The organism is Adlercreutzia sp. CNCM I-6207 (assembly GCF_977072305.1).
This window is the reverse complement of sequence record NZ_CDRVLZ010000002.1, coordinates 100163-126028: the sequence shown is the minus strand read 5'-3', so window position 1 is coordinate 126028 and position 25866 is coordinate 100163. Positions and strand designations below refer to the sequence as shown.

The 25866-nt window shown below is 60.9% G+C and carries 24 protein-coding genes and 1 tRNA gene; 13 read left to right on the top strand and 12 right to left on the bottom strand.

The features are described from left to right. Positions 1–11: 11 nt before the first annotated feature. From ACW4QM_RS01915 to ACW4QM_RS01890, 6 genes are read right to left on the bottom strand one after another with little or no spacing between them, the layout of a single operon-like run. On the bottom strand, positions 12–746 hold the full coding sequence (locus tag ACW4QM_RS01915) for an amino acid ABC transporter ATP-binding protein (RefSeq protein WP_302404971.1): 735 nt from the start codon (positions 744–746) through the stop codon (positions 12–14). A gap of 59 nt (positions 747–805) precedes the next feature. Further along, positions 806–1600 (bottom strand): amino acid ABC transporter permease, encoded by a 795-nt coding sequence (locus tag ACW4QM_RS01910; protein ID WP_302404970.1) that lies wholly within the window; start codon positions 1598–1600, stop codon positions 806–808. A gap of 9 nt (positions 1601–1609) precedes the next feature. Continuing rightward, positions 1610–2497 carry a transporter substrate-binding domain-containing protein gene (locus tag ACW4QM_RS01905; protein WP_455798146.1) on the bottom strand — a complete coding sequence of 296 codons (888 nt, stop codon included), beginning with the start codon at positions 2495–2497 and terminating at the stop codon, positions 1610–1612. Next, positions 2494–3081 (bottom strand): MarR family winged helix-turn-helix transcriptional regulator, encoded by a 588-nt coding sequence (locus tag ACW4QM_RS01900; RefSeq protein ID WP_114548483.1) that lies wholly within the window; start codon positions 3079–3081, stop codon positions 2494–2496. The genes ACW4QM_RS01905 and ACW4QM_RS01900 overlap by 4 nt, the downstream gene beginning before the upstream one ends. Positions 3082–3090: 9 nt before the next feature. Next, positions 3091–3774, bottom strand: a complete 684-nt coding sequence (locus tag ACW4QM_RS01895; RefSeq protein WP_114548482.1) for a 4Fe-4S binding protein — start codon at positions 3772–3774, stop codon at positions 3091–3093. A gap of 22 nt (positions 3775–3796) precedes the next feature. Beyond that, positions 3797–4873 (bottom strand): ATP-grasp domain-containing protein, encoded by a 1077-nt coding sequence (locus ACW4QM_RS01890; protein ID WP_114548481.1) that lies wholly within the window; start codon positions 4871–4873, stop codon positions 3797–3799. A 459-nt stretch (positions 4874–5332) separates the two neighbouring features. On the opposite strand from ACW4QM_RS01890, the gene ACW4QM_RS01885 reads away from it, so the two are divergent. Further along, the gene (locus tag ACW4QM_RS01885) at positions 5333–5620 is read left to right on the top strand and encodes a hypothetical protein (protein ID WP_114548480.1); all 288 of its coding nucleotides are present in this window, start codon (positions 5333–5335) and stop codon (positions 5618–5620) included. A gap of 122 nt (positions 5621–5742) precedes the next feature. Here the strand turns inward: ACW4QM_RS01885 and ACW4QM_RS01880 are convergent, their stop codons facing one another. The 5 genes from ACW4QM_RS01880 to ACW4QM_RS01860 form a co-directional block, all read right to left on the bottom strand. Next, positions 5743–7056 carry a hypothetical protein gene (locus ACW4QM_RS01880; protein WP_455798145.1) on the bottom strand — a complete coding sequence of 438 codons (1314 nt, stop codon included), beginning with the start codon at positions 7054–7056 and terminating at the stop codon, positions 5743–5745. 685 nt (positions 7057–7741) lie between these two features. Further along, positions 7742–8485 carry a Fic family protein gene (locus ACW4QM_RS01875; RefSeq protein ID WP_117283610.1) on the bottom strand — a complete coding sequence of 248 codons (744 nt, stop codon included), beginning with the start codon at positions 8483–8485 and terminating at the stop codon, positions 7742–7744. Positions 8486–8554: 69 nt separating this feature from the next. Then, a tRNA-Leu gene (locus ACW4QM_RS01870) sits at positions 8555–8641 on the bottom strand. Positions 8642–8726: 85 nt separating this feature from the next. Then, the gene (locus ACW4QM_RS01865) at positions 8727–8957 is read right to left on the bottom strand and encodes a hypothetical protein (RefSeq protein ID WP_161128202.1); all 231 of its coding nucleotides are present in this window, start codon (positions 8955–8957) and stop codon (positions 8727–8729) included. 173 nt (positions 8958–9130) lie between these two features. Beyond that, the gene (locus ACW4QM_RS01860) at positions 9131–10234 is read right to left on the bottom strand and encodes an AAA family ATPase (RefSeq protein ID WP_161128203.1); all 1104 of its coding nucleotides are present in this window, start codon (positions 10232–10234) and stop codon (positions 9131–9133) included. Between the two features lie 218 nt (positions 10235–10452). On the opposite strand from ACW4QM_RS01860, the gene purE reads away from it, so the two are divergent. The 12 genes from purE (at position 10453) to ACW4QM_RS01800 (ending at position 24427) form a co-directional block, all read left to right on the top strand. Then, on the top strand, positions 10453–10914 hold the full coding sequence (gene purE, locus ACW4QM_RS01855; protein WP_114538933.1) for a 5-(carboxyamino)imidazole ribonucleotide mutase: 462 nt from the start codon (positions 10453–10455) through the stop codon (positions 10912–10914). Positions 10915–11332: 418 nt separating this feature from the next. Then, a complete protein-coding gene (locus ACW4QM_RS01850; protein ID WP_302011553.1) occupies positions 11333–13753 on the top strand; it encodes a thiamine pyrophosphate-dependent enzyme in 2421 nt (806 codons plus the stop codon). Continuing rightward, positions 13750–14451, top strand: a complete 702-nt coding sequence (locus tag ACW4QM_RS01845; protein ID WP_455798144.1) for an indolepyruvate oxidoreductase subunit beta — start codon at positions 13750–13752, stop codon at positions 14449–14451. Before ACW4QM_RS01850 ends, ACW4QM_RS01845 begins: the two co-directional genes overlap by 4 nt. Positions 14452–14578: 127 nt before the next feature. Further along, positions 14579–14884 carry a type II toxin-antitoxin system prevent-host-death family antitoxin gene (locus ACW4QM_RS01840; RefSeq protein WP_022741620.1) on the top strand — a complete coding sequence of 102 codons (306 nt, stop codon included), beginning with the start codon at positions 14579–14581 and terminating at the stop codon, positions 14882–14884. After that, positions 14877–15188 carry a type II toxin-antitoxin system RelE/ParE family toxin gene (locus ACW4QM_RS01835; RefSeq protein WP_114538936.1) on the top strand — a complete coding sequence of 104 codons (312 nt, stop codon included), beginning with the start codon at positions 14877–14879 and terminating at the stop codon, positions 15186–15188. The genes ACW4QM_RS01840 and ACW4QM_RS01835 overlap by 8 nt, the downstream gene beginning before the upstream one ends. Positions 15189–15390: 202 nt before the next feature. Further along, positions 15391–16698: an ATP-binding protein gene (locus ACW4QM_RS01830; RefSeq protein ID WP_022741614.1), complete on the top strand. Its 1308-nt coding sequence runs from the start codon at positions 15391–15393 to the stop codon at positions 16696–16698. 419 nt (positions 16699–17117) lie between these two features. Next, on the top strand, positions 17118–19784 hold the full coding sequence (locus tag ACW4QM_RS01825) for a molybdopterin-dependent oxidoreductase (protein ID WP_114548466.1): 2667 nt from the start codon (positions 17118–17120) through the stop codon (positions 19782–19784). Between the two features lie 3 nt (positions 19785–19787). Beyond that, positions 19788–20384, top strand: a complete 597-nt coding sequence (locus tag ACW4QM_RS01820) for a 4Fe-4S dicluster domain-containing protein (protein ID WP_114548465.1) — start codon at positions 19788–19790, stop codon at positions 20382–20384. A gap of 94 nt (positions 20385–20478) precedes the next feature. Next, positions 20479–22221: an ATP-binding protein gene (locus ACW4QM_RS01815; RefSeq protein WP_114548464.1), complete on the top strand. Its 1743-nt coding sequence runs from the start codon at positions 20479–20481 to the stop codon at positions 22219–22221. Further along, the gene (locus ACW4QM_RS01810) at positions 22218–22949 is read left to right on the top strand and encodes a response regulator transcription factor (RefSeq protein ID WP_231699539.1); all 732 of its coding nucleotides are present in this window, start codon (positions 22218–22220) and stop codon (positions 22947–22949) included. Before ACW4QM_RS01815 ends, ACW4QM_RS01810 begins: the two co-directional genes overlap by 4 nt. A 196-nt stretch (positions 22950–23145) precedes the next feature. Continuing rightward, positions 23146–23796 carry an FAD-binding protein gene (locus ACW4QM_RS01805; protein WP_198160983.1) on the top strand — a complete coding sequence of 217 codons (651 nt, stop codon included), beginning with the start codon at positions 23146–23148 and terminating at the stop codon, positions 23794–23796. 19 nt (positions 23797–23815) lie between these two features. Further along, a complete protein-coding gene (locus ACW4QM_RS01800) occupies positions 23816–24427 on the top strand; it encodes an FAD-binding protein (RefSeq protein ID WP_198160984.1) in 612 nt (203 codons plus the stop codon). 132 nt (positions 24428–24559) lie between these two features. On the opposite strand, the gene ACW4QM_RS01795 is transcribed toward ACW4QM_RS01800, so the two are convergent. After that, positions 24560–25756, bottom strand: a complete 1197-nt coding sequence (locus ACW4QM_RS01795) for a helix-turn-helix transcriptional regulator (protein WP_114548461.1) — start codon at positions 25754–25756, stop codon at positions 24560–24562. Positions 25757–25866 lie beyond the last annotated feature (110 nt).

Genomic DNA, 25866 nt, shown 5'->3' with positions numbered 1-25866 from the left:
GCCTTTTCGCCTTACATGCTCCACTCCAAGAGGCGGCTGAGGAAACGCTTGAGTTCGGGGGTGCGGGGATTGTCGAAGAGGCGCTCGCTTGGGCCGTGCTCCAGCAGGCGGCCGCCGTAGAGGAAGGCCACGGTGTCGCAGGCGTGGCGGGCGAAACCCATCTCGTGGGTGACGATGATGAAGCGGGTGCCGGCTTCCTTCAGGTCGCGCACCACGTCGAGCACCTCGGTGGTGAATTCCGGGTCCAGGGCGCTCGTGGGCTCGTCGAGCAGCAGCAGGCGCGGCCGGGCCGCGAGCGCCCGGGCTATGGCGACGCGCTGCTTCTGGCCGCCGGACAGCTGAGCCGGCCGCTTGGCCGCGGAATCGGCCAGGCCGAGGCGTTCCAGCAGATCGTGGGCGCGGTCGGACGCTTCGGCATCTTCCACGCCGTGCACCACGCGCAGGGGCAGCGCCACGTTCTCCTGGGCGGTGAGGTGGTGAAACAGGCCGCCGTCCTGGAAGACGAAGCCGAGGGTCGCGCGGTAGTCGCGCAGCGCCGCCTCGCCGGTGGGCACGGGGACGCCGTCCACGGCCAGGGTGCCGCCCGTGGGCACTAGCAGGCCGCCGATAATGCGCAAAAGCGTGGACTTCCCGCCGCCCGACGGCCCGATAATGGCCAGGGCCGACACCTCTTCGTCGAAGGTGATGTCGTGCAGCACCTCGGTGCCGTCGAAGGCCATGGAGAGATGAGAGAGCTCAACGCGCATGGTGGCTCACCGCCCGGGACGACGGCCGCGCGGGAAGCGGGCGGCAATGGCGGCAGTGCTCACGCATAGGAGAGCCTCTTCTCGAAGTGGCGGCTCACGGCCATGATGGGCAGGGTGAGCACCAGGTACAGCGCCCCCAGCAACAGGAAGCCGCCGAAGAAGTTGTAGTTCGTGGCGGTGATCTCGCGCATGGTCTGGGTGAGCTCGATGACGGCGATGACCGACAGCAGCGACGAGTCCTTGATGATGGAGGCCACCTGGCCCGTGAGCGCCGGCAGCGTGCGGGCCACGAGTTGCGGCGCCACTACGTAGCGTAAGGTTTGGGCACGGGTGAAGCCGACGGCCCGGGCTGCCTCCATTTGCCCCGCGTCCAACGACAGCAGGCTGCCGCGCACGATTTCGGCGATGTAGGCGCCCGAGAATAGCGACAGGATGATGATGCCGGCGAGCACCCGGTTGTCGATGCCCCAGGCCGTGCCGATGATGTAGTAGAAGAAGTACACTTGCACGATGAGCGGCGTGCCGCGGATGATTTTCACGTAGAAGTCGCACAGATAGCGCAGCGGCAGGAAGCGCACGCCCTGGCCCGCGGCCACCAAAACCCCGAGCACCAGGCTCAGCACGAGGGACGCCACGGAAATGCCCACGGTCATGCAGAAGCCGTCCCAGATGCGCACGCGGTACTGGGCCACGAAATCGAAGTTCAGCGAGATGCCCGCCGCAGCCAGCGATGCCCAAACCACAGCGATCACCGCCACACACACAGCCAGATAGTTCAGGGCCGCCTTCGCCGGGCGCACGGGCGCACCTGCGGCGGCGGTGAAGGGACGAGTGATGGTGGTGAGGCGTTTCATGGGACTAGATTACTCGAAATCGAAGAACCACTTGAAGCCGTACTGGTCGAAGGCCTTCTTTTCGTCCGCGAGGTACTTCTCGGTGAGGCGATCGAACTCGCCGTCGGTTTTCGACTGCGCGATGAAGGCGTTCAGCTGGTCGAGCAGCTCCGTGTCGCCCTTCTTCACAGCGATGCCCCACTCCTCGGCGTCCTGGAAGGGGATGAAAACGGCCTCGGTGGTATCGGGGTTCGCCTGATGGTTGCGGTAGATGGTCAGCTGGTCGTACAGGAAGCCGTCGGCCTTGTCCTGCACCACTTCGGTCACGCACGCGCTCTCGTCGGCCAGGCGCACGATCTCCGCATTGGTTAGGTTCTTCGTGGCGTACACGTCGCCGGTGGAGCCGGTCTTCACGGCCACCTTCTTGCCGGGCTGGTTCAAGTCGTCGATGGACGCCACGCCGGAATCCGCGTTCGCCAGAATGGCCAGCTGGGCCATGGCGTAGGCATCGGAGAAGTCCACGGACTGCTTGCGCTCGTCGGTGATAGTCATGGAACTGATAACCAGATCGGCCTTATCCGATTGCAGCGAGGGAATAAGGCCGTCCCAGGCGGTGTTCTCAATCTGCACGTCGTAGCCGTAGGCGGCGCCGAAGTCGCGGATGAAGTCGACGGCGAGGCCCTCCGGGTTGCCGGCGTCGTCTTTCGTTTCGAAGGGCGGGTAGGCCAGCTCCATGGCCACGCGCAGAGTCTTGCCGTCGGTGCTGGCGGAGGTGTTGTCGGCATCGGCACTGCTGCTGTCGGTGCCGCCCGACGCGCAGCCGGTCAAACTGCAGGCCAGGGCGAAGGTGCAGGCGATGACGGCGGCAGCAAGGGCCGCCTTCGCGATGGGGAAGCTGCGGGATAGGGAAAGGTTCATCGGTGGTCTCCTCGGGTTTCGGCTGCAGGTTCGGAATCAGGTTCACGCTTCGATTCAGAATCGTCTGCGGCACTCATATTCTCTTGCATGGCTTTCATGGTACGGCAAGTAGCGGCAAGGTCGGCGGCGGGGATGCTATTTGTCAGCGTTGTGATAAGCGTATGGGACACGCGATCCATGGCCGACTCCAGGGCGCGGCCCGCATCGGTCAGACGCACCTCGCACACGCGGCGGTCGCGGGGGTTGGGGGCTTTCTCCACATAGCCGGCATTGGCCAGCTTGCGCACAAGGGCCGTCACCGTGGATGGATCTTTCCCGATGGCTTCAGCCAAAGCAGCCATGGACATCGCGTCGTGGGCGAACAGCTGCATGAGGATGTCGCCGTGGGAGGGCACGATGCCGGCGAGTCCTTCGCGGGCCATGAGCTCCACCAGGTAACGATTGGCTGCGCCGAGCGTGCGGCTCATAAGGCTGACGATGTCGCCGTGAGGGGGCATGTTCGGGACGTCTTGGACGCTCGAGGCGTGTGATGCGCTCGGAAGGGCGGCTACGGTTTCTCTGCGCTCTTCTGGTTCTCTTCCCATGGCTGCCTCCTAATCTTTCGAAACGCCCTTGCTGATGACAGCGCCAGCGGGGCAGACGTGGTAGCAGTTGCCGCACTCGTCGCAGCGCTCGCCCAGGATAGCGTAGGGGCTGCCGGGCACGATAGCCTTGTGAGTGCAGGCATCGGCGCAGGCACCGCACTCGATGCACGCATCAGTGATGGAAAGCCCTGGCGTCTCGAAAGTCGCACCGCCCCAGGCGAAGCGCTCGCGGAGGATCTTGTGGTCGCGGTGCACCATGTTGAAGTCGTAGTCGTACAGCTCGCCCCAGGCGGAATGCAGCACGAGCACGCGGGTCTCGGGGTACTTGTTGATGTCGTATATGGCGACGTTGAACTGCGGGTTTGCCGCTGCCTTCTCGGTCACCTCCTCGCGCGTGAGCAGGCGCACATCCCCGGAGACGCGCACCATGAAGCCTGGCTGGAAATGCGGCATGTTGTCGTCATCCCAGCTGCAGGGCGCGGCGGTTTTCTCGCCGCAAACGGACAGCTTGCCGCCTTCCACAAGCTGGCGGTAGAAGGGCTTCACGTCCATGGTGCGCAGGTAGAGGCCCTCCTCGTCGCAGGCAAAGAAGTGCGCGATGCGGGAATCGACGCCGCCGCGCCCATCGAGGGTGGCGAAGCTGCAGCAGCCGATTTGGTCGAAAAGGTCGTAGACTTCGGGGATGGTGAGCATGAGGCTCCTTTCTTGAGAAGTGCTAATTTGTGGCGTTGCGCAGCGTGTGGTAGCGGGCGGCCAGCGCTCGGGCGTAGGCGGCCATAAGATCGAAGCCGAATAGCTCGGTGCAGTCTTCCGACACGTTCGACACGCTGTTGGCATCGATGATGAAGTTGCCCTCGGCGGCCTCGATGACGTCGAAGCTGCCGAACTGGATGTCCAGGATGCGGGCCGCTTCCAGCACGGCATCGGTGACGGCGGCGGGGCAGTCGGGGTAGAGTTCGTAGGTGGAGCCCTCGTGGTAGGAGGAGAGCCCGCTCGCTGCCACCGACCGCTTCACCACGAGCGCGATGCGGCTGCCCACCACCTCGATGCGCGTGAGGAATCCGCCGGCGGCTTCGATATAGGGCTCCACGATAAAGACGAGGTTAGGGGCTGCACTCAGGAATGCGCGGGCGTCGGCAGGGCTGCGCAGCACAGCGGTGTGCGTGGTGCGACCGCCGCAGTTCGGCTTGATGATGCAAGGGTAGACCCATTGGTCCGGGGTCGGCCGGGGCCATCTGTGGGAGGCGATTTCGACTTCTGACGCACGGGGACTCCAAGCCTCGGAGGCTTCTTCCCGGCTGAGAGCAACAGAGCGCGAATCGTCGAGGTCGGCCGCCGCTCTGCCGAGCTCGGCGGGTGTCCCCCATGCGATGATAGCTGGAGCCGTGATGCCCGCGTTGCGCAGCGTTTCGGTGGCCAGGCGCTTGTCGATTTCGAAGTGATGGGCGCGACCAGGATTGATGAGCGGGATGCCCTCAGCCTCGGCCAGGGCGATGATATCTTCCATGGCCCGGTGAGAACGCTGGTGCCCGCGGAAGGCTGCGCTCGCGAACACCCGGCTCACGAGCATGGCGCAGCTGCGGGCCTGTTCCACGGCGTCGGCGTCTTCCATGTTGATCATGCGCACGTGACGCCAGGAATTGTCGGCTGCGTCGCTTTCTCTTGTCGCTGTCTGCGAGTTCGTTTCAGCTGGAACGGCTTCGGCGAGCGCGTTCTCCGCCAGCGCCGCCTCGAGCTCGCGCCCCAACTTCCAGTCGGACCATTCGTCCGACTCGTACAGAATGCCGATCACTCCACTCCTCGCTATCGCGTACGCTCCTTCGGGTCGTAGGGACTCCGAAGGAGCTTTCAATACGTGTTGCTATTCAAAATACTTTGACATCAAAGTATTGTCAACGAATAATCGAGTGAGCGGAAAAATTCCACGATTGTGCGAGACTAAGATTGGGTTACAATGAAGGTCGGCGCCCCGTCACGTCCGGGCGGCTTCCCAGAAAGGAGCTTCCCATGGACACACAAACTGTCATTGCCCTATGCGATCTCATGCTTGTGTTTATCGGAATCATCGGGCTTTTCCTGGTGAGGAAAGAGTGACGGACGGTGTTGGCAAAGAAGAAGCCGGGCCCCATGCTAAAGTAGACCCGGCTTAGTCGTTAACCAGTGCCGCCCGGCTGAGCGGGGCACCGATCGTTTGCATTATAGCATGGCTCGAGGTATTTGCGCGAAAATCGTTGCGGGAAGGGAGGCGTCCATGGGCAGCAAGAAGCGGTCGGCGTGGCAGAAGCAGAAGGCGGAGTTCGCCGCATCCCTCGGCGGCATGGATGACCTGTTCGCCAGCGAGAACGCGCGCAGCCAGCGCCACGACGAGGAACGCGCGGCCGCCCTGCGCCATAAGGCCTGCGAGCGCAAGAACCGCTATGCGAGTCGCTACGAGGCCGAGCTCACCGCTGCCGAATGCGCCGAGCACGGCGCCCCGCCCCTGCACGTCTACCGCTGCCCCTACTGCAACGGCTGGCACCTCACTTCGAAGGGGGAGTAGGGCTGCGGGCACCGCCGGGTCTTTCGCAGAGTTTCGCATCTTTCGCAGAGTTTCGCAACTTTCGCAAAGGGGAGAGGGGGGATGCTGCACCGTAATTCCCTTTTTCGGACAGCGTGGCGGGCTTAGCGTTTGGCGCGTCGGTTCATGATGAAGGCGATGGCACCCGCTGCCGCTGCTCCTAAAGCGATGCTCGCAATGATGGCGAGGGGCACGAGATCTCCTGTCTGGGCCAGCTTCTCGCCCTCTTTCAGGCCGGTCTCGTAGACGTTCTTCACGTAGTCGGCGTCGGATTTGCTCACCGGGTTCTCGATCATCTCTTCGGTGATCTCTGTCTTGTCTTGCGCGTCTCCCGATTCGATGAAATCTTTTACCACCTCGTCTTTCACGTCGTCGGGCAGCACGCCTTCGATTTCGTCTTTGTCGAAGGTGGTATCGTTCGGCAGGCTCGGCGTAGCGCTTCCGTCGGTGCTCGGCGTGTCGGCGGGCTTGTCGGCGCTGGAATCATCCGCTGGTTTGTCGGCTCCGGAGTCATCGGCGGCCTGGTCGGCGCTGTTGTCGCCGTTTCCGCTGTCGTCGGGCGGCGTCGTGTCGTCCGGCTGGGTCGCATCGCTTGGCGGCGTTGTGTCGGTGGGCACTTCAATATCGTCGGGCAGATTCGCGGAATCGGGCACGTAAAGCACGTTGATGACGTTGTCGTCGGGGTTGACGCCCACGCGTATCTCGGACGGGTAGGTGTCCACCACGTAGGTGCCGTCGATTTTGTACTCGTAGGCGTCGCCCTTGACGAGCTGGTCGAAGCGCTGGTTGGTGAAGGTCTCCGATCCCATCTTAACGAACTTCACGTCATCGGGCGCCAGTGCGTCCTTCCAGTTGTCGGCGGTCAGATCGGCGTTTTCCATGAGGTAATAGTTCACGGTGTACTCGTTGTTCCACAGCTTGAAGTAGAAGAGGTTGATGACGTTGTCGGAAGGGTTGTCGGTCAGCGTGAGATTTTGCGGCCAGCCGTCCCAGAAGAAATGCCCGGGGATGTCGACCACGTAATTCCACGCATTCAGCGTCTGCCCTACGTGCACGTCGGTGAGCTCGTAGCTGCCTAGCAGCACCCGGCCATTCTCGTCGGGCTCGGTGTCACCGTCGTCGTAGCTGACGTTCTCGTAGTACATGATTGTCGCGGTGGTGGGGATCTCGGCCGCTGTGGTGGGGGTCTCGGCTGCCGCGGTGGGGGCCTCAGCCGCTGTGGCGGGCGTCTCAGCGGCTGCGGTGGGCGTCTCGGTGGCATCCGCCTCTTCCGTGGCGCTCGTTGTTGCCTCGGTGCCCTCGTCGCCGTTCGTTGCGGCCAAGGTGCTGTAGGCGCAGGAGGTGAGAGACGCAGCCAGGCACAAGGCGAGAACGAAAGCCGCGAAGGAGCGAGTGGTTCGTTTTGCGGGAGTGGTCATGGTGGTCTCCTCGTCTCGATGGCAGCATTGTTTTCTGAGCAAAAGCATCGAGGTAAGTGTAGAGGGGCCAAGGAAGCCTTTTCTTTCCATCCGCAACCTGTCATTCGTCTTTCTTTGAGTTGTTGTCTATCGGAAAAATACCGAGAGCTGTTCAGGCTTGGCGCTTCTTATCTTCGCGATAACTGCGATTTCGGAAATAGATGGGAGTTTCGAGCGCGTCTGCGGAAATAGACGGGAGTTTCGAGCATGAAACGGGCTCTGGAGCGCTTAATTCGTTCCGAAAATGCTCGAAACTCCCATCTACTTACCCATTTCGTATGGCCAGCTGCTCGAAACTCCCATCTGTTTCCGAAAAAGGGTGCCGGCTTGGCAAAGGAGTTCGGCAAAGGCGTCATGTCATGGGAAATCGCGCGCGAAAGTTACTCAAGGTCATAGGAGGCGCGCTTTTGGGGGCGGTGACAATTCGCTTCGTCTTTGGCAAGGCCTCCAGTACATAAGGATATATGGGGGTAGGTTCGGCGCGTTCTTTAGGAAGTGGGGAAGGAATACACGTAGCTGCCACCGCGGTGTTATTGGCGAGGAAGGGGCCACGGATGGTGCTGGCAGAGAAGAAGCTGGGCCACCGTCCAAAGTAGTCCCGGCTTAGTCATGTAACCGATGCTGCCCGGTTCGGAGGCGCACCGATTTATAATAAGCGTGCAGCGGTTTCAGGATCGGGAATGAGGGGCGTGACGCCCTTCTCGTCCATCTTGCGGCTGAAGCGTTCTTGGCAGTCGGCCATAATTTCTTTCAGGAACCGACTGTCTCCCGTGGTTTGGGCGACTTCCAGCCAGCTTTTGTAGGGACGCTCCAGAGCCTCGTCCACCACGATGATGTCCACGTCGTTCTCGAGGCATTGCTTCATCATGAGGAAGCGGCCAATGCGGCCGTTGCCGTTTTGGAAGGGATGGATGTGCTCGAAGCGCACGTGGTAGTCGACGATGGCGTCGAAATCCTTGGCGGAGCGCTCCCATTGAGCGAATAGCTCAGGCATCGCACGCGGCAGATCCGAGGGAAGTGCCACTTGCATCGACGAGTTGCGTATGCGGTTCGGGATCACCTTGTAGTGCCCGGTGAACCCAGCCTTGGCGTCGGTGGTCTCGCGGAAGAGCATGTCGTTCAGTGTCCAGAGGAATTCATCGTCCACCGGTCGGCCCAAAGTATCCACCACGTAGTTGAACACATCAACGGAGTTCTTCGTCTCCAGCACATCGTCGATGTCGTGAGAGCCTTCCACGAGACCCTGCTCGACGAGTTTCACGAGCTCTTCTTCTGAGAACGTGGAGCCTTCCAATTTGTTCGAGTGAAAGAGAAACTCCGGCATGATGACTTCGTAGGCCGAGTTGGGAGCGGCTTTCATGAGCTGCATTTGATCGACGTTAATCTTCATCAGGACGTCCCTTCTGCAACTCGCCTGGGGGAACAAAAACGCCCTCCGGAGAGGGCGTTCGTTTCAAAATGGTGCGGGCGAGAGGACTTGAACCTCCATGGGGTTGCCCCCATACGGACCTGAACCGTACGCGTCTGCCAATTCCGCCACGCCCGCAGGTGCTATTTCAGCTTTGCCAAAAGAGCGAAGTTGATAATACCCGACTTGGTGCGCGGGCGCAAGAAGTTTTTTCGGGAATCGCCTATTCTCCGCGCAAGATGGTGTCGGCGGTTTCGGTGAGGGCGGCATCGGTTTCGTCTTGCTGGCGGCGCTCGGCCTTTTCCTCATGGGCAATTTCGTCGCCGATGACGTCATGGAACCCGTGGGTCTCGCGCTCTTCGCGCTCTTTGACCTTGCGAATCTCGTCGCCGATGTGGTTTTTGATGTGCTTCTCCTGCTGCTCTACGTGGTCGCGGTAAGTTTCCGTGCTCATGGGGGCCTCCTTTTCCAAAGTATGGTTGAGCGGGGGTTTGGGCCGTGCGGTTGTTGTTCATTGTGCGGCAGGTAAGGTACTTTTCTTTTTCGCCGCGCTAACCGTCAACGAACTGCAACAGCCCCGAAAGACCACGTCCTCTCCGTGCAGGCGCAGAAGGAGAAGCAATGTGTCTAAAGCATCTCCCTTTTAATGAAGGCGCCAAGGCGTGGCACGATAAAGGCGAGCTCTCCCCGCGCAGGTGAATAAATAACGCCTGCATCTATCAGGCGTCGCCGATAAGACTGCACATGCCCCTGGGAGACGCCGAGCCGTTCTTGCAAATCTGCGACGCGCGAAACGCGATCGTCTTGGGACATTGCTTCCAGAAAGGTCATGTCCGCGCGCGAAAGAGGTCGAAGCATGGCGCCGAGGACGTCGTGGTCGAAGTCGTAGAGCGCTGCATCAATTGCGGATTCGAGCTCATCGGGCTTGACTGGCTCTCCTTCGGGGCAGTATTCCACGAGGTAATAGCCAAGAAGTTGGAGAAGATAGGGAAAGCCTTGGGTCGCTTCGGCGGCCCTGTCTAAAAGAGCATCGTCCAGCGAGCGATTCGCTCGCATGAAGGCAGAATGATAGTAAGCGCGCACCGATGGTATGGACAGAGGGCCTAGCTCGACTTTCGTTGCTCTGTGCAGGAAGGTGAGCGTGGCCTCGTCGAGAACTTCCGAAACAATGGCAGGCAAACCGGCCATAACCACGGCGATATTGGCTCCTTCTCCGGCAAGTTCTTGGTAAGTGGTGGCGAGGAGTCGCATCTCGGGCAGCTCGGGGCGCACTTCATCAATGAGAAGCAGAACGCCCTTTTCCGCTTCGGCCAATCGTTCGCAAATCATCTCAAGTTTTACGCGGAATCCGTAGCTTTCGCGCACTTCGTCAGTAAAGGTGAGTCCGAAAGAAAATCCTAAAGCTCCAGCACTGAAGCCTTTCACCGGCTGCCTTTTCTCCGACACGAAGGGGCTTCCATTGCGCTGCAGAAGGTCGAGAATGTTGTCTAGCATTGAAGGGCCGCAGGTGGTTCGCGCCGTAACGAACTCGTTGGCGTGAGCGCGATCGGCCATTTCCAGCAGGAGCACTGTTTTGCCCATGCCTCGCTGGCCTATCAAGAGCCGTGCTCGCTCGCGACTTCCTGGGTGGCGGGATAGGCCGCGAGCGAAATCCTCGATGACGTTTTCGCGCCCTACTATGCGATCAGGGCGATTTCCAAAAGAGGGGCGAAAGATGGATTGGTCGCTCACGGGTTTCCTCCCTGCGGTCGAAGAGATTATAAGCTTCCGTTATTCTCCGTTAAGTTCCGTTATTCTCCGTTAAATCTCTTGAACAGGAGGAGGCCGTTGGCTGAAAACGGAATCTCCAGTCTGTTTGCCTGCAGGGGCGTGCGGCTATAATAACGGCGACAGAGCACAAGGCGATAGAACGTAGCCGCACAACAAGCACCGAGGGAAAGGACGCGGATATGGCAGAGGCAACGCCGGTCGTGGGTATTATCATGGGGTCGGAATCGGACATGCCGGCCATGGAGCCGTGCATGGCCCAGTTGGACGCCATGGGCGTGCCCTACGAGGTGAAGGTAGCGAGCGCCCACCGCAAGCCGGCCGTAGTGCACGAGTGGGCCGAAACGGCCCACGATCGCGGCATCAAGGTGATCATCGCCGCCGCCGGCAAGGCCGCGCATCTGGGCGGCGTGGTGGCCGCCTTCACGCCGCTGCCGGTCATCGCCGTGCCCATGAAGACGAGCGATTTGGGCGGCCTGGACTCGCTGCTGTCCATGGTGCAGATGCCCTCGGGCGTGCCGGTGGCCTGCGTGGCCATCAACGGCGCGAAGAACGCCGCCATTCTGGCCGTGCAGATGATGGGCACGGGCGATGCGACCATGCTGCAAAAGGTGGCCGACCTGAAGGCAGAGATGGCGTCGTAAGCCGTTCTCGTCTTGTGATGGGTGCGGTCTACGCCACGCAATTTGCTCGACGGTTTACGTGGCAGAGGCGGCCTTGTTCGTGGTTGCAGGCAGTTTGGACTCCGATTTTTCCCAAAAAATTGCGTTTGTTAGCATCCGCAGTGGAGCCGCGGGAAATCTAAGGGACGAAAATGACGCTAATGAGGGCAAATGGTTCAATTTCGGGGCAGAAAGTGGACATGAGGCGAGGTCTTCCGTCTCGAATGTCTGCAGAAAATGCTAACAACCGCAATTTTTGGCGAAAAGCCGATAGGCAAATTGTCCCAGTAGATTGAGTCGGCGGGTAGACAGTAAGTTGATACCGACAGAAAGAGCGTCCGTTAGGTTGACGCCAGCGGATAGGTTGTTCCAACAGGTTGACGAGAGTGGCGGAACGAACATGGTGAAGAAACTTTTGATGGGCAATGAGGCGTTTGCCCACGCGGCTCTGGAAGCCGGGGTGAACGTGGTGGCAGGCTATCCGGGCACGCCGTCGTCGGAGCTGGTGGAAACTGTGGCGAAGCTGCACGCGGCGGGCGCGGCCCAGGACGTGCATGTGGAATGGTCCACCAACGAGAAGGCGGCGCTCGAGATGCTGGCCGGCGCGTCCTACTGCGGCGCGCGGGTGCTGTTCACCTGCAAGCAGGTGGGGCTGAACGTCGCTTCCGATGCGCTCATGTCGCTGAACTACGTGGGCACGGGCGGCGGCTGCGTGCTGTTCGTGGCCGACGATCCGGGCCCCATCTCCTCCCAAACCGAGCAGGACACGCGTCGGTTCGGCGCCTTCGCGAAGGTGCCGGTGCTCGATCCGGCCACGCCCGAGCAGGGCTTCGCCATGATGCGGGCCGCCTTCGATCTGTCCGAGCGCTACCACACGCCGGTCATCGTGCGTCCCACGACGCGTATCAACCATGCTTCCACGTTCTTCGAGGTGGCCGAGGAAACTCACGGTCGTCCGCTGCCTGAAGAAGGTTTCCAGAAGGATCCGAAGTGGGTCATCTTCCCCAAGCGCGCCTTTGAGGCCCACGGCGAGATCAACCGTCGCCTGGCCCAGATTGCCTGGGACTACGCTTACGATCCGGCATTCGCGCGGTTCAACGAAGTGTTCGAAGGGGGCGGGGAAGGTGAGGGCGCTTGCGTGCAGAATGGCGTCGAAGGTGCTGGAGCGTCCGCTCCTGCGGTGGGCATTGTGGCTGGCGGCGTATCGGCAGCCTACGCCCGCGAGGCGTTATCGCTTATTGAGGCCCAGGCCTCCCGCGCCGGAATTCCTGTGCCCCGCTACCGTTTCATGGCCGTAGGCACGCCCTACCCTTTCCCGGCCGAGACGGCGGCGGCCTTCGCCGAGGAGCTGACCGATGTGATCGTCTTCGAAGAACTCGATTCCGTGCTGGAAGAGGAAATGCTGAAGCTGACCGGCGCGCGCCATCTGCCGCTGCGGGTGCACGGCAAGCTGACCGGCGAGGCTAACGATCGCGGCGAGAACACGACCGAGAACATCGCCGGTCGTCTGGGCAGGTTCTTCGACCGCACGAGCGCGTCTGCTGACTCTCCGCGCGAGGGCGGCGGCACCTCCACGTGCTCAAGCAATGGCTCGCTCGGCGGAACAGCCCACTGGGCTGTTCCGTTCGCTGCGCAACCTGCGAGCGAGGAGGTACCGCCGCCCTCGCGCTGCTCTTCCGAGACTGAGCACGGGGCCTCCCCCGACGCCGGGTGCGGACAGGCTGGTTCCCTTGCCGCCCTGGTGGCGTCCATCATCGGCGCCAACAACCTCGGCTACGACGGCCCCTTGCCGGTCCGTCCGCCGGTGCTGTGCGCGGGTTGTCCCCATCGCGGCAGCTTCTATGCCGTGAAGCAGGCGCTCCGCGGACGCGAGGCGGTGCTGTGCGGCGATATCGGCTGCTACACGCTCGGCAACGCCCAGCCACTTGATGCCGTGGACACCTGCCTGTGCATGGGCGCGGGCATCACCATGGCTCAGGGCTTCGCGGTGGCCGAGCCGCACAAGAAGCAGGTGGCCTTCGTGGGCGACTCCACGTTCTTCGCCAGCGCCATGACCGGCATCGCCAATGCCGTGTACAACGGCCACGACGTCACCTTCGCCATTCTGGACAACGCCACCACGGCCATGACCGGCAGCCAGCCGCACCCCGGCACGGGCGTCACGCTCATGGGCGAGCGGCGGCGTCCCATTGTGATTGAGGAAGTGCTGCACGGCCTCGGCATCCAGCACATCGGGTTCGCGAATCCGCACAGCCTGGAAAGCTCCGTGGCGGCGGCCCGCGCGGCCATCGACTTCGAAGGCCCGTCGGCGATCATCTTCCGCGCCCCGTGCATCCAGCTGAAGAAGCCCGATGCGCCGGTGACTATCGACGCCGATACGTGCACGGGCTGCAAGAAGTGCATCACCTCCATCGGGTGCCCCGGCATCGGCTTCGACGAAGGGCTGCGCGGCCCGAAATCCGGCGGACGCGGCCAGGCGTTCGTGGACACGAGCCTGTGCGACGGCTGCGGCCTGTGTACTCAGGTGTGCTCCTTTAACGCCATCCAGGGTGCCGTGGGTTTTGGCGGTGCGGTTCCGGCCGAGCCGGCCATCTACGCTCCGAACCCCGACCCGTTCCAAACGGGGCCGATCCCTCGTGTACTGACTGATGAGATGAACGACTTCCAGGAAACGGAGATAGCAGGCGAGCCGAACGAGACGCCTGGTGAGGTGTTGGGGGCAGCCGAAGGGGTGTCAGTGGCAGAACGCATCGTGCATTCCGAAGGGCCGACTGGCCCCTTGGCGGGATTGCCGCTGTCGGAGGAAGGAGGCGTGCGATGATTGACATTCTGCTTGCGGGCGTGGGCGGCCAGGGCACGGTGCTGGCCGCGAAGGTGCTGGCCCAGGCGGCGCAGAACAAGGGCTGGCAGGTGCGCACGGCCGAGACCATCGGCATGGCCCAGCGCGGCGGCAATGTAACGAGCCACGTGCGCATGGGGTCGAACGGGGAGGCGGTGTACTCTCCGCTCATCACGCCGGGTACGGCCGACATGGTCATCGCTCTGGAGCCGGGCGAGGCGGCCCGCGCGCTGCCCTATCTGGCGCCGGGCGGTGTGCTGGTGACGGCCACGACGGCCATCCAGCCGGTGACGGCGGCCCTGGCGAGCCGGCCTTATCGTGCCGGCGACGTTGTGGCAGCTTTGGCGAACTCCCTGCAGGCGGAGGCGTCCCACGAGCAAGCAGCCGAAACGATCGTTGCGCCGAACACCGTGACTGCTGACCAGGACGCCAGCGCCGATGGCGCGGAAGGCTACCCGGTGCCCCTGTTCATCCCCGTGGACGACGAGGCCCTCGTGCGCGAGGCCGGTGCGAGCTCCCGCAAGTCCCTCAACATGATGCTGCTCGCCGTGGCCGTGGCCCAGGGCCGTGTGCCGCTCACCGTCGACGAGCTGAAAGATGCGGTGCGCGCCCGCGTGAAGCCCCAGTTCGTCGCCATGAACCTCGCCGCCATTGACACCGCCGTCGCCAACTTCGGATAACAGAGGGCCTCGGATAATTTGCTCTAGCTGAATAACATGCAAGAGTTCTCATAGACGTGTTGCTTGATTTGTCAATTAAAGCATCTATAATTAATACCATAATTATGGTAATGAAAGTAGGTGCCTTATGACAGCCGCTGTGGCAGCGCTTCCGCTTATTCGACCTATCACTGATTTGCGCACGCAGTTCAATGACGTGTGCGCTCAGGCGACGGAGAGCCAGGAACCCATCATCCTCACGAAAAACGGCGTACCGGCCTATGTGCTGGAAGACTGCGCCGCTTATGAGGCCGCCGCTCAGCGCAACCGCATGTTCCTCGCCTTGCGTGAGGCGGAAATTGAAGAGCGCTACCGCCCGGAGGCGCTCACAGCGGAGGAATCCGACGCGCGCATGGCCGAAATCTTCAAGGTATGGGGGCTCGACTATGCTTGATCTTGCATGGCGTCCGCGGGCGCAGCTCGATCGGGAGTCCATCGCCATTTACCTCGGCCTCGAGCGGGGAATGCCCCAGGCGGCCCTCGATGCGATAAAGGGTATCGATGCGGCTTTGGAAACCGTACGAACCTTTCCGGACGCCGGCGGCCACTTTACCGACGACCATCTCGAGCACGAGTACCGCACGACGCTTGCGGGCCCCTACATCATCTACTACCGTTACAATGCCACTACGCTTACGGTGTACCGCATCATGCATCAGCGCCAATCCATCGACACCTACAGCCTGATTGAGTATTAACACTCAATCCAGAATCAGTATAGGTTGCCAAGGTACAATTCGAAAACAGTTGATCTCAATCAACCCTCAACCGATCAAACTCGGAAAAACATGAATCAAAAACTCGGAAAACCATGAATCAAAAACTCGGAAAACCATGAATAGTTTGATAGTATAGGGTCGATGCAAAGAAGCCGCTCGTAGAGAAAAGGTTGCGTGGGCCATGCCTCGGAAAACGCTTGTAAAGAATGGATATCTGCCGCGTCTTGTGGACGAGCAAATAGAGCGCTATCTCGAGGTCTTCGGGGCCGTAGAGGTGGCTGGTACGAAGTGGTGCGGAAAGACGTGGACGGCTTTGGCCCACGCGCAAAGCGTCAGCTATGTGGATGAAGAGTTGGACATGGCTCGTGCCGACCCAAAACTCATGCTCATAGGCGATCGCCCCCACGTTATAGACGAATGGCAGCTTGCGCCTGCGATTTGGAATGCAGTTCGTCATGCCATAGATGACGAGCGGGGGTTAAGGGGAGCGTGGCTGCTGACTGGGTCGTCCACCCCGATCTCGTCCGATGACCAAGAGGGCCAGAGCAGGCATAGTGGTGCGGGTCGGATTGGCTCTGTGAGGATGTATCCCTTCAGCTTGGCCGAGTCTGGGGAGTCTGAACGTTCTGTCTCGCTCCGCGGTCTATTCGCTCACCGGTTTCAGCCAGCGAAAGTTGAAAACGATACGCGTCAGCTAGCTGAGTTGATCTGCCGTGGGGGATGGCCCGAAGCCCTCGATCTTTCCGCTGAAAACGGTCAGCTCGTTGCAAGAGAATATCTGCGTCTTGTTTTCGAAAAGAGTGCTCCTAAACATGGCAAGAGTGGAGAGGTGGCCCGTCGGTTGTGCTTGTCGATTGCCCGCAATTTGGGACAGTCTCCAACCTACAAGACCATCATCAGCGATATGTACGGCGGAGAGGACAATCCATCATCCCTCGTAACCGAGCAGACGCTCGCCTCGTATCTGGAGTTTCTTCGCTCGATCTACCTTGTCGAGGAGGTGCCGGGCTGGGTGCCGCCAAAGCGCTCAAAAAAGCGCCTAGCGACGAAGCCGAAGCGCTACTTCGCCGATCCGTCGTTGGCCGCCGCCCTGCTATTGCTTTCGCCGGATTCCCTCCTCGCGGATGGGCAGACCTTCGGTCTTGTTTTCGAGAATCTTTGCATTCGCGATCTCAAGGTATACGCCCAGGCGATGGATCCTTCGATGCCGGCGGCTGTTTACTACTATCGGGACGATTCGGGGTTAGAGGCCGATGCTGTCATAGAGACCCTGGATGGTAGATGGGCCGCCTTCGAGTTCAAGCTCAGCGAAGAGAAGGTTCCCGATGCGGTGAAATCTCTCAGGCGGCTGCGGAAGAAAGTTGCAGAAAACCCACGAGCGCAGGGGCGTCCTCCAGAGTTCCTCTGTGTGATAACCGGCATTGGCTCGTATGCTAGAGAAGTGGAAGAGGGCATTTACGTCGTGCCCCTCAGGGCGCTGGCAGACTGATACGGTGTACCGCATCATGCACCAGCGCCAATCCATCGACACCTACAGCCTGGTCGAGTATTAAAGGACTTCCAGCGGGATTTACCGCTTGGAGTGAAAGAATTTTCTTCCATGATAGCTTCTAAGTTCCTCTAAGTTTGCAAGGGGTTCCCTGCAAAGACCTATTAGAACTACGGAGGGGAGGAGTACGGGTAATTCTGATTTGGGAGAAAAATTCGTGAAATAATCTCCCGCAGCGGAGATTTTTACGGCAAAGAGGATTATCTGCACTCGCTCGAAGAACGCTTGGCCTCGGGGCAATTAATAATTCGGAAAGAAAGATTGCGGATGGCGGTAATGGCTATTGGGGTCTGGTTCTCGTACTCTTGTAGACACGTTGAGGAGAACGTGCTTCTGAGTAAGGGAGAAGAGGAGGACCTATGGCTCGCAATGAAGAGACGCTCCACGTTGATTCGCACCCGACGACTCGGAACGCTGCTCATCTGACTCGCCGCAGCTTTATCAAAGCCACTACGGCTGCTACGGCTTTGGCCGCGGCTAGCTCGCTGACTGCTTGCGCTCCGGCTACGAGCGATTTGGCCGCTACGGGTGAAGATGCTGAAGCTGCCCATCCGGTCGGTCGCGATATCGTGTCAGGCGAGTGGAAGACGGCGGCCTGCTGGCACAACTGCGGTGGTCGCTGCCTGAACAAGGTGCTTGTGCAAGACGGCGTTGTCGTGCGCCAGAAGACCGACGACACCCACGAGGACAGTCCGGACTATCCGCAGCAGCGCGGGTGCCTGCGCGGCCGCAGCCAGCGCAAGCAGGTGTTCGCCGAGGATCGCATCAAGTATCCGCTCAAGCGCGCCGGCTGGAGCTTGGACGCTCCCAATGGCGAGTTGCGCGGCAAGGACGAGTGGGAGCGTGTGAGCTGGGACGAGGCGCTCGATCTGGTGGCTCAGGGCCTGACTCGCGCCAAGGAGCAGTATGGCAACCGCTCCATCCTGCTCCTGAAGGGTTGGAATCCCGAGATGACCCGCACCATGGGCGCCTTCGGCGGCTTCACGAACTTCTGGGACACCAACTCCTATGGCTCCTGGTCGAAGACTCCGTTCGTCATCGGGTTCCATCACGACAACATGCAGGACCAGACTATCAACGACCGTTACGACCTGCGCAACTGCGAGACCATCGTCATGATGGCTATGAACCCGGCCTGGAGCGCTGCGGGCAGCCAAATGTGGAACTACTGGCAGGCCAAGGCCGCCGGCGCGAAGTTCATCGTCGTTGATCCCATGTACAGCGAGACGGCGGCCACCTTGGATGCGGAGTGGATTCCCATTCGCCCGGCCACCGACATGGCCTTCCTGCTCGGCGTGGCCTACGCCATGCTGGAGGCCGACGAGGCTGAGGGCCTCATTGACTGGGACTTCCTGAACCGCTGCACCGTGGGCTTCGATGCCGAGCATATGCCGTCCGATGCTAAACAGCAGACGAACTTCAAGGACTACGTGCAGGGCGCCTACGACAACACGCCGAAAACGCCGGAATGGGCCAGCGAAATCTGCGGTGCCTCGCCCGAGGCCATCCGCAATCTGGCCCGCGCTATGGGCAAGGATCACAAGGTGGGCTTCCTCGTGTCGGCTGCCTCGGCCCGCGTCAACAACACCGACAACCTGCCCCAGCTCGTCATGACCGTGGGCGCCATGGGCGGCCACATGGGCAAGTCGGGCCACATGACGGGTTCCACCATGCATGTGACTTCGGGTAATGGCGGGCCGGCTCTCATTAAGGCCGGCAAGGACGGTCTGCCCGAGATCAAGAACCCCGTGGATGACCACATCAATGGCAACGAGGTGTGGGATGCTGTCATCGATGGCACTTATACTTTCACGGGCACGAAGCACTACGACCCGGCCGAGAAGCGCGATATCGACATCCACGTCATCTACCATTCAAGCGGCAACAAACTGCAGACCAACGTGGGCATGGCCCGCGCCATCGAGGCCCATCGCAAGGTGGACATGGTGGTGGCCCATGCCCAGTTCTTTACCTCGGCCGCCCGCTATGCCGACATCATCCTGCCCCTCACCACCGAGTGGGAGCGCTTCGACGGTCTGTTCGGCGGCACGCTCGGCCATAAGTCGAACCGCGAGATGATGGTGGCCTATCAGCAGATCATCGACCCCTTGTACGAGGCAAAGTCCGACCAGGACATTGCCTGCGAGCTAGCCGAGAAGCTGGGCATCGCGCGCGCTGATGTGTACCCCTTCGATGTGAAGCAGCAGTATTTCAATCAGCTGGCTTCCATGGAGGTGTGCGACGAGGACGGCAAAACCTATGTGCCGGCCGTGGGCATCACCCAGGAAGACATCGACGAGCTGGGCGTGGAAGGCGAGCCCCAGGAGGGCAAGCTGGCCTATCAGGAGCTCAAGCAGCTCGGCGTGTATCAGGTCAAGCGCACTCCCGACGACAACTACGGCTATATTGCTTTCAAGGACTTTGTGGAAGACCCCGAGGCTAATCCGCTGGAAACGCCCTCCGGTAAGCTGGAGATATACAGCCAGACGCTTGCGGACACGTTCTCGGCCATGGGTTGGGACACGGTGACCCCCATTCCCACCTATGTGAAGGTGACCAACGGCTACGAGGACGCCTCCGCGTCCGGGGCTGAGTATCCCCTGCAGGTGATGAACCCCCACTATCTGCGTCGTGCTCACTCGGTGTTCGACAATATCGGCTGGTTGCGCGAGGCGTGGACGAACCCGGTGTTCATCAGCACTGCCGACGCCGATGCGGCCGGGGTGTCCGACGGCGACACGGTGCTCGTCTCGAGCCCCTACGGCCAGTGCGTGCGCAACGCCTGCGTGTATGCGGGCCTCATGCCCGGCGTGGTGGCTCTGCCTCACGGCGCGTGGGTGGCCGTGGACGAAGAGACTGGTATCGATGTGGCCGGCGCTGACAACTGCCTGACGGGCCCCGCCCCCAACGGTCAGGGCGTGTCGGGCTACAATTCCGCGCTCTGCAAGATTGAGAAGTACACGGGCGAGGCTTTGGCTCCCGATGCCGAGCAGCCGCTTCGCATTGTCTGCAAGGATGGTGAGTAACCTATGGCCGACGTGAAAGAGAACAAGAACCCGCAGGGATTCTATTTCAACCAGCAGATGTGCATAGGCTGCCGTACGTGTCAGGTGGCCTGCAAGGATAAGAACGACCTGGAAGTAGGCTACCTCTTTCGCCGGGTGGAAAGCTTCGAAGTGGGGGAATTCCCCGCTCCCGCCACTTTCCACTACTCCGGGGCCTGCAACCACTGCCATACTCCGGCCTGTGTGGAAGTGTGTCCTGCTGGCGCCACTTACATCAACGAGGAAGACGGCACGGTGCAGCATGACGATGAAGCGTGCATCGGCTGCGGCTACTGCGTGAAGGCTTGCCCCTATGGACACCCGGTGCTCATCGAGGAGTTGAACGTCGTGCATCGTTGCGACGGATGCATCGATCTTCGCTCGGCAGGGGAGAAGCCGGCTTGCGTGGCGGCTTGCCCCATGCGCGCACTCGATTTCGGGCCTATCGAGGAATTGCGCGCTGCTCATCCTGACGGGGTGAACCAGATCTCGGTGCTGCCCGAGCCCACCACCGATCCCTCGGTGGTTATCGATGCCCGTCAGGCGGCCTTTGCCGGCGAGCTGAAGCAGCTCGTTCTGTAGCCACCTTTCCGCCGAGCCGGGCCGTGCGACCTCCCTCCCGTCGTACGGTCCGGCTTTCCGCGCTACACTGGTCGAAGGTGGAAGGGGGGCGAAAGTGAAGCTGAAAACCAAATTTCTCTGCCTGATCGCCGTGCTGCTGGCGGTGTCGCTCGGTGCGAACTTGGTTTGGACTTCCGCAAACAAGCATGCCCAAATGGAAAACGAGTTGCGGGAGCAGGCGCGCGCCCTCGCTCAGCAAATGGATGCCGTCTGGGAATTCATGGTGGCCAATCAAGACCGCCTGGCCCAAGTGGCCTTCACGGAAGATGGCGTGTACCAAGGGCTTCACTGCGCCATTGCTGGTCGCATCATCGGTCAGTCTTTCACGATGCATTCCGATTACACGACGCGGTTCGTGAATTTCAATCCGCGCAATAAAGCTGGTGAGCCCGATGGCTACGAGGCGGCCGCGCTCTCCGCGTTCCACGACGATGCAAGTCGTGCCGACTACTACGGCTTTACCGACTATGAGGGACACCAAGTCTTTCGATATGTGGCTCCCATGACCATAGATGAGGCCTGCCTGCAGTGCCATGGCGAACCGGCTGGGGAGCTGGACGTGACCGGCACTCCCAAAGAGGGGTGGAAAATGGGGGATATCGGTGGCGCCATCAGCATCATTATGCCGCTCGACGTGTACCAGGCCAATGAGCGCGATTCCATTGCTCAAGATGTCCTGTTCTTCGCCGTCATGCTGGCGGTGTGCTTGGTCGTGGTGTATGTGGCGCTGACCTATTTGGTCACACGGCCTTTGGGCAAAATTCGTTCCGGTGTGGACGAGGTGTCAGAAGGCAATCTTGATGTGCGTCTCAGCTATAGCGAATCGTCCCAAGAAATGAGTTCGCTCACGACGGCCTTCAACGACATGGCCCACGAGCTTGCTGATGTTTACGCAGGACTTGAAGACGAGGTGGCTGATCGGACGGCTCAGCTGCAGCAGGCTAACGAGGTGCTCGAGCAGCAGCGCCGCCAGCTGGAAGCGGTCAACGCTCAGCTGGTGGATGAGAATCAGTACAAGAGCGACTTCCTCTCTATGGTGAGCCATGAGCTGCGCACGCCGCTCACTTCCATCGTGGCCTTTGCCGATCTGCTGAGCAAGCATCGTGCAGGAGCTGACGAGAACGAGGCTAAGGCCTTGGCGGGCATCGAAGCTAACTCCCAGGCGCTCATGCTGATGATCAACGACATCCTGGAGATGAGTCGTCTTGATGCCGGTCGCGTGAAGCTGAGTCTGGAAGTGGTGGACGTCGGCGATGTGGTGGGCATCGTGCGCGCCACGGTAGGGCCCCTGGCGGCTAAGGAGCATTTGGAGTTCACGAACGAGGTGGCTCCGGACGTGCCGCTCGTGCAGGGCGATTTCGACAAGCTCGTCCACGTGCTACAGAATTTGTGCGGCAACGCGGTGAAATTTACGCCTGACGGGGGTACCGTGCATCTTGGGGCCGCTTTCCACCCTGCCAGCTCAAAAGACGCTGTCGATGAGGTATGGCTTACGGTGGCTGATAGCGGCATCGGCATAGATGCCGCAGATCAGGAACGTATCTTCGAGAAGTTCGTGCAGGTGGATTCCTCATCCACCCGGCGCTACAACGGTACGGGATTGGGACTCGCCATCGTGCGCGAGTACGCCGAGATGCACGGGGGCTCTGTGAGCGTGGAAAGCGAGCTGGGCCAGGGAGCTTCCTTTGTCGTGCGCATCCCTGTGTCTGGCCCGGTTTCGCGAGAAACGGCAGAGAAGGACGAGAAATCTGGTAGCGGGCCTAGTGGCGAAGACCTTCCGAAGGGGGAACAATCATGAATCGACCCATCAAAGTGATGCTTATCGACGACGATCCGGGCATTCACGAAAGTCTTCGAGCCGTCGTAGAAGAAGCGGGCTACGAGTTCTGCGGGGCTCTTGGCGGGCGAGAGGGGCTTCGGCTGTTGGATGACGAGCACCCCGATCTGTTGCTTCTCGACGTGATGATGCCCGGCATGAATGGCTTCGACGTCTGCCAGCAAATGCGCGAGGAGGGACGTCGCATTCCCGTTATCTTTCTCACGGCGAAAAACGACATCGTAGACAAGAGCACGGGTTTCAAGGCCGGTGCCGATGACTACGTGACCAAGCCCTTCATCGCCGATGAGCTGCTGCTGCGCATCGACGCTCACGTGCGGCGTCACCGCGGCGACATCGAACATGCGCGCAAAAATTCAACCGATGCCAGCGAGCTGGCGCGCCGCGAACCGTGCCGCATAGGAGATCTGGAAGTGTTCTTCGATCGCTACGAAGTGCATTTGCACGGCGAGACAGTTCCTCTGACGGCTAAGGAATTTGAAATACTTGCGCTTTTGGCCGAAAGCCCCGGAGAGGTGTTCACGCGACGCCGCATCTACGAGCACCTGTGGGGCGAGACGGCGGAGGTGGATGAGAACTCCATCACGGTGTTCATGCGCAAGATCCGCGAAAAGATTGAGAACAATCCCAGCGAGCCGCGATATCTGCTCACTGTCTGGCGCGTTGGCTATAAGCTGGCGGCAGAGTAGCGAGTGACGGGATAGGCTGTCGCTGCGTTTCTCATTTTTGGTTCTGATCGGCCATTTTCCCTAAAATCATACCTTTCGGATGAGTGCTTTAGGACATATCGCCGCTTTCGTGAGACTGACGGCGAGGCGCCAATGTCCTTACGATGCAGGGGTGACCGAACCGGCAGGGACGCTGGTTCGCCGAAAGGAGGAAGTAATGGGAGAAATCAAGGGAATGGGTCGTCGCGACTTCTTGAAGACGGCTGCTCTCTCTGGTCTGGCGCTGGGAGGTGCTGCTGCACTGACGGGTTGTGCCCCCTCGACGGGCGCGGAAAAGGGCGCGAGCGCGAAGGCGAGCGCCGGCGCCGATGTTGCTTGGGATAAGGAAGTAGACGTGCTCGTCATCGGCTCGGGCACCGGTGCGTTCGCGGCTCTGGTCGCCGCGGCCAAGGGCGCCGAATCGGTGTGCCTTGTCGAGAAGGGAACCATGTGGGGCGGCACTGCCGCTACCTCGGGCGGCGGCCTGGCTGTGCCGCTGACCTACGCCGCCACCGACGCCGGCATCACCGACAGCAAGGAAGAGGTGGTCAAGTACTTCACCAACGCCACCGACGGTCGCGTCGATCAGGCTGTGCTCAACTCGTTCATCGATAACGGCAGCACCTTCATCGACTGGATTTCTGAGGAGATGGGCTGGAAGTTCGCAGCCTCGCCGCTATTCGGCGATTACTACGAGCCCATGGATGGCTGGATTCCCATGGGTCGCGGCAGCCTCGGCGCCGCCGACGCCAGCGGTTCGCTCTCGGCTGCTCAGATGTGGGATCAGATGTCCCTACGACCTGTTCAACCAGGCGTTCGCCTACTATGACACGGGCGAGCCGGGCCATGTGAACATCCCCGCCTACTTCATTTGCGATGCTGCCTGCTGGGCTACCTACTCGCTTCCCGGCCACACGGTAGGCGCCGTGGGCGATGGCGAGGACAGCTACTTCAACGAGACCTACGGCGGAGAAGCTTCCGACCCGTCGGAGGTGCCGGCGCATTTCGTGAAGGCCGACACTCTGGAAGAGCTCGCCGAGAAGCTGGGTATCGACGCGGCTGGCCTCGCTGCCGAGATTGCGACCTTCAACGAGAACGCTGCCAAGGGCGTTGACCCGGTGTACCATCGCGGCGAGAAGCACCTGGACATCAACACCACCGGCGTTATGGCCGGTAGCCGAACCGATCTGGCGAACCCGGTGCTCGCGCCGCTGGCCACGGGCCCGTTCTACGGCGCCGTGTATGTGCCCGGCACCTGCGGCACCGCCGGCGGTCTCACCATTAACGAGAACGCTCAGGTCGTGAACGTGAACGGCGAGCCCATCGAGCACCTGTACGCCGTGGGCAACTGCTCCTCCGGCGTATCGGGTGGAACGTACGTGCACGGCGGCATCAGCCTGGGTTCGGGCGCCGTCATGAGCTGGGTGGCCGTGAACCACGTCCTGGCCGCCAAGGCTTAAGCCAACTTCTGCTGGCAGCGGATCCCTCCCTACGCTGCCAGCCCATACCCTTCCCTTTGGCGGCTTCGCTTCGGCGAAGCCGCCTCCTTTATCAACGGAAGGAAGGCGCTTTAATGGGGAGCATTCCTTTTGCTAATGAGGGAGGTTCTGCTTGAAGTAGTCGATAAGCTCCTGTTTGGAGTGGATGCCGAGTTTCGCGTAGATGCGCTTCGCGTGGGTGCGGGCCGTGCCCTCCGAGATGAACAGCTCTTGCTGCACAATGCGCAGGCTTCGTCCCTCTAGGAGAAGGGACGCCACTTCGGTCTCCCTTTTGGTGAGGCCTGCCTTTCGAGCTACGTCCTCTACGGCCGATTCGCGACTCATGCTTGCCGCGCGTCCCAGAGTGTTCACCCATATCCCCGAGAAGGCGAAGAACCCCACAAGGGTGAGAAGGCACACGAAGGAAGACAGATCAACGAGAATAGGGTCTGGCAGCGGGATGAAATGCTCACGGCCGATCAGCCCGATCGCAATGCCGAGGCCCCAGCATAGGTTAATGAGGGCGAAGTAGGTGGCCTTCCGCAAATCGAGGCCGAACGCCGTGATAATGCCGAGCAGCAGGAAGAGCAGCTGCGAGATGAGGAACAGCGGTGCGGGGCGAGTGAACAGCTCCGAGGGGGAGGTGGCCATGGATACCGTGCCGAGTGCCACCACCAAACCGGTTGCGAGACCGACGAGGCACGGTACGACGATAGGCGAGGACAGGCGTACCTTCTTGGGCAGAGGCCCCAGGCGTGTGGAACTTGGTGCGGGGTTGTTTGCGCCTGCGAGCATGACGAGGGGTGCGGCTATGATGCAAGCGTCGTATACGGCTCGCGGCACGAGCAAGAGCCCCAGGTTTAACAGGTAGAAAAGCAGCAGCGAGCCGGACAGCGCCACCGATAGCGTGGAAAAGTCATCGCATTTCGCCAAGGTCTCCAGTCGAAGCAATGCGGCGAAAGTGCAAGCCACGGTCAAGGAAAGAATGAGCGTCGCATGCAGTGTGGCACTGGAGATGGGCATGTGGGGCTCTAGGGCCAAGCCGAGGGTCGTGAACGTGGCCGCAAGGGCGCCGCCGATGCGAATGGCTTTGGGGATGCGATCCCATCGCGCCCGGCCTATGCCTATGACCAAGGCGATGCCGATGAGTGGGCCTGGTATGGCGGGCGTTGCAACAGAGTCGATAAAGGATACGGTGAAAAGGCTGTCGTAATTAATTTGATGCAGCCAGAGCCAGATGATGGCATCGAGTAGGGCTATCTGCGCTGCCTGTTTCCGGTTGACCCTATGGGCCTTCAGATTGATTTGCACGATCCCCTCCCTTGAAATAAGCAAACCATGTCTTTTGGTCGAGAAAAGCCCAAGTATCCGTTTTTGTTAGACGGGCATTTTCTGGCCCGCTGGATATGCTTCCTGCGGGT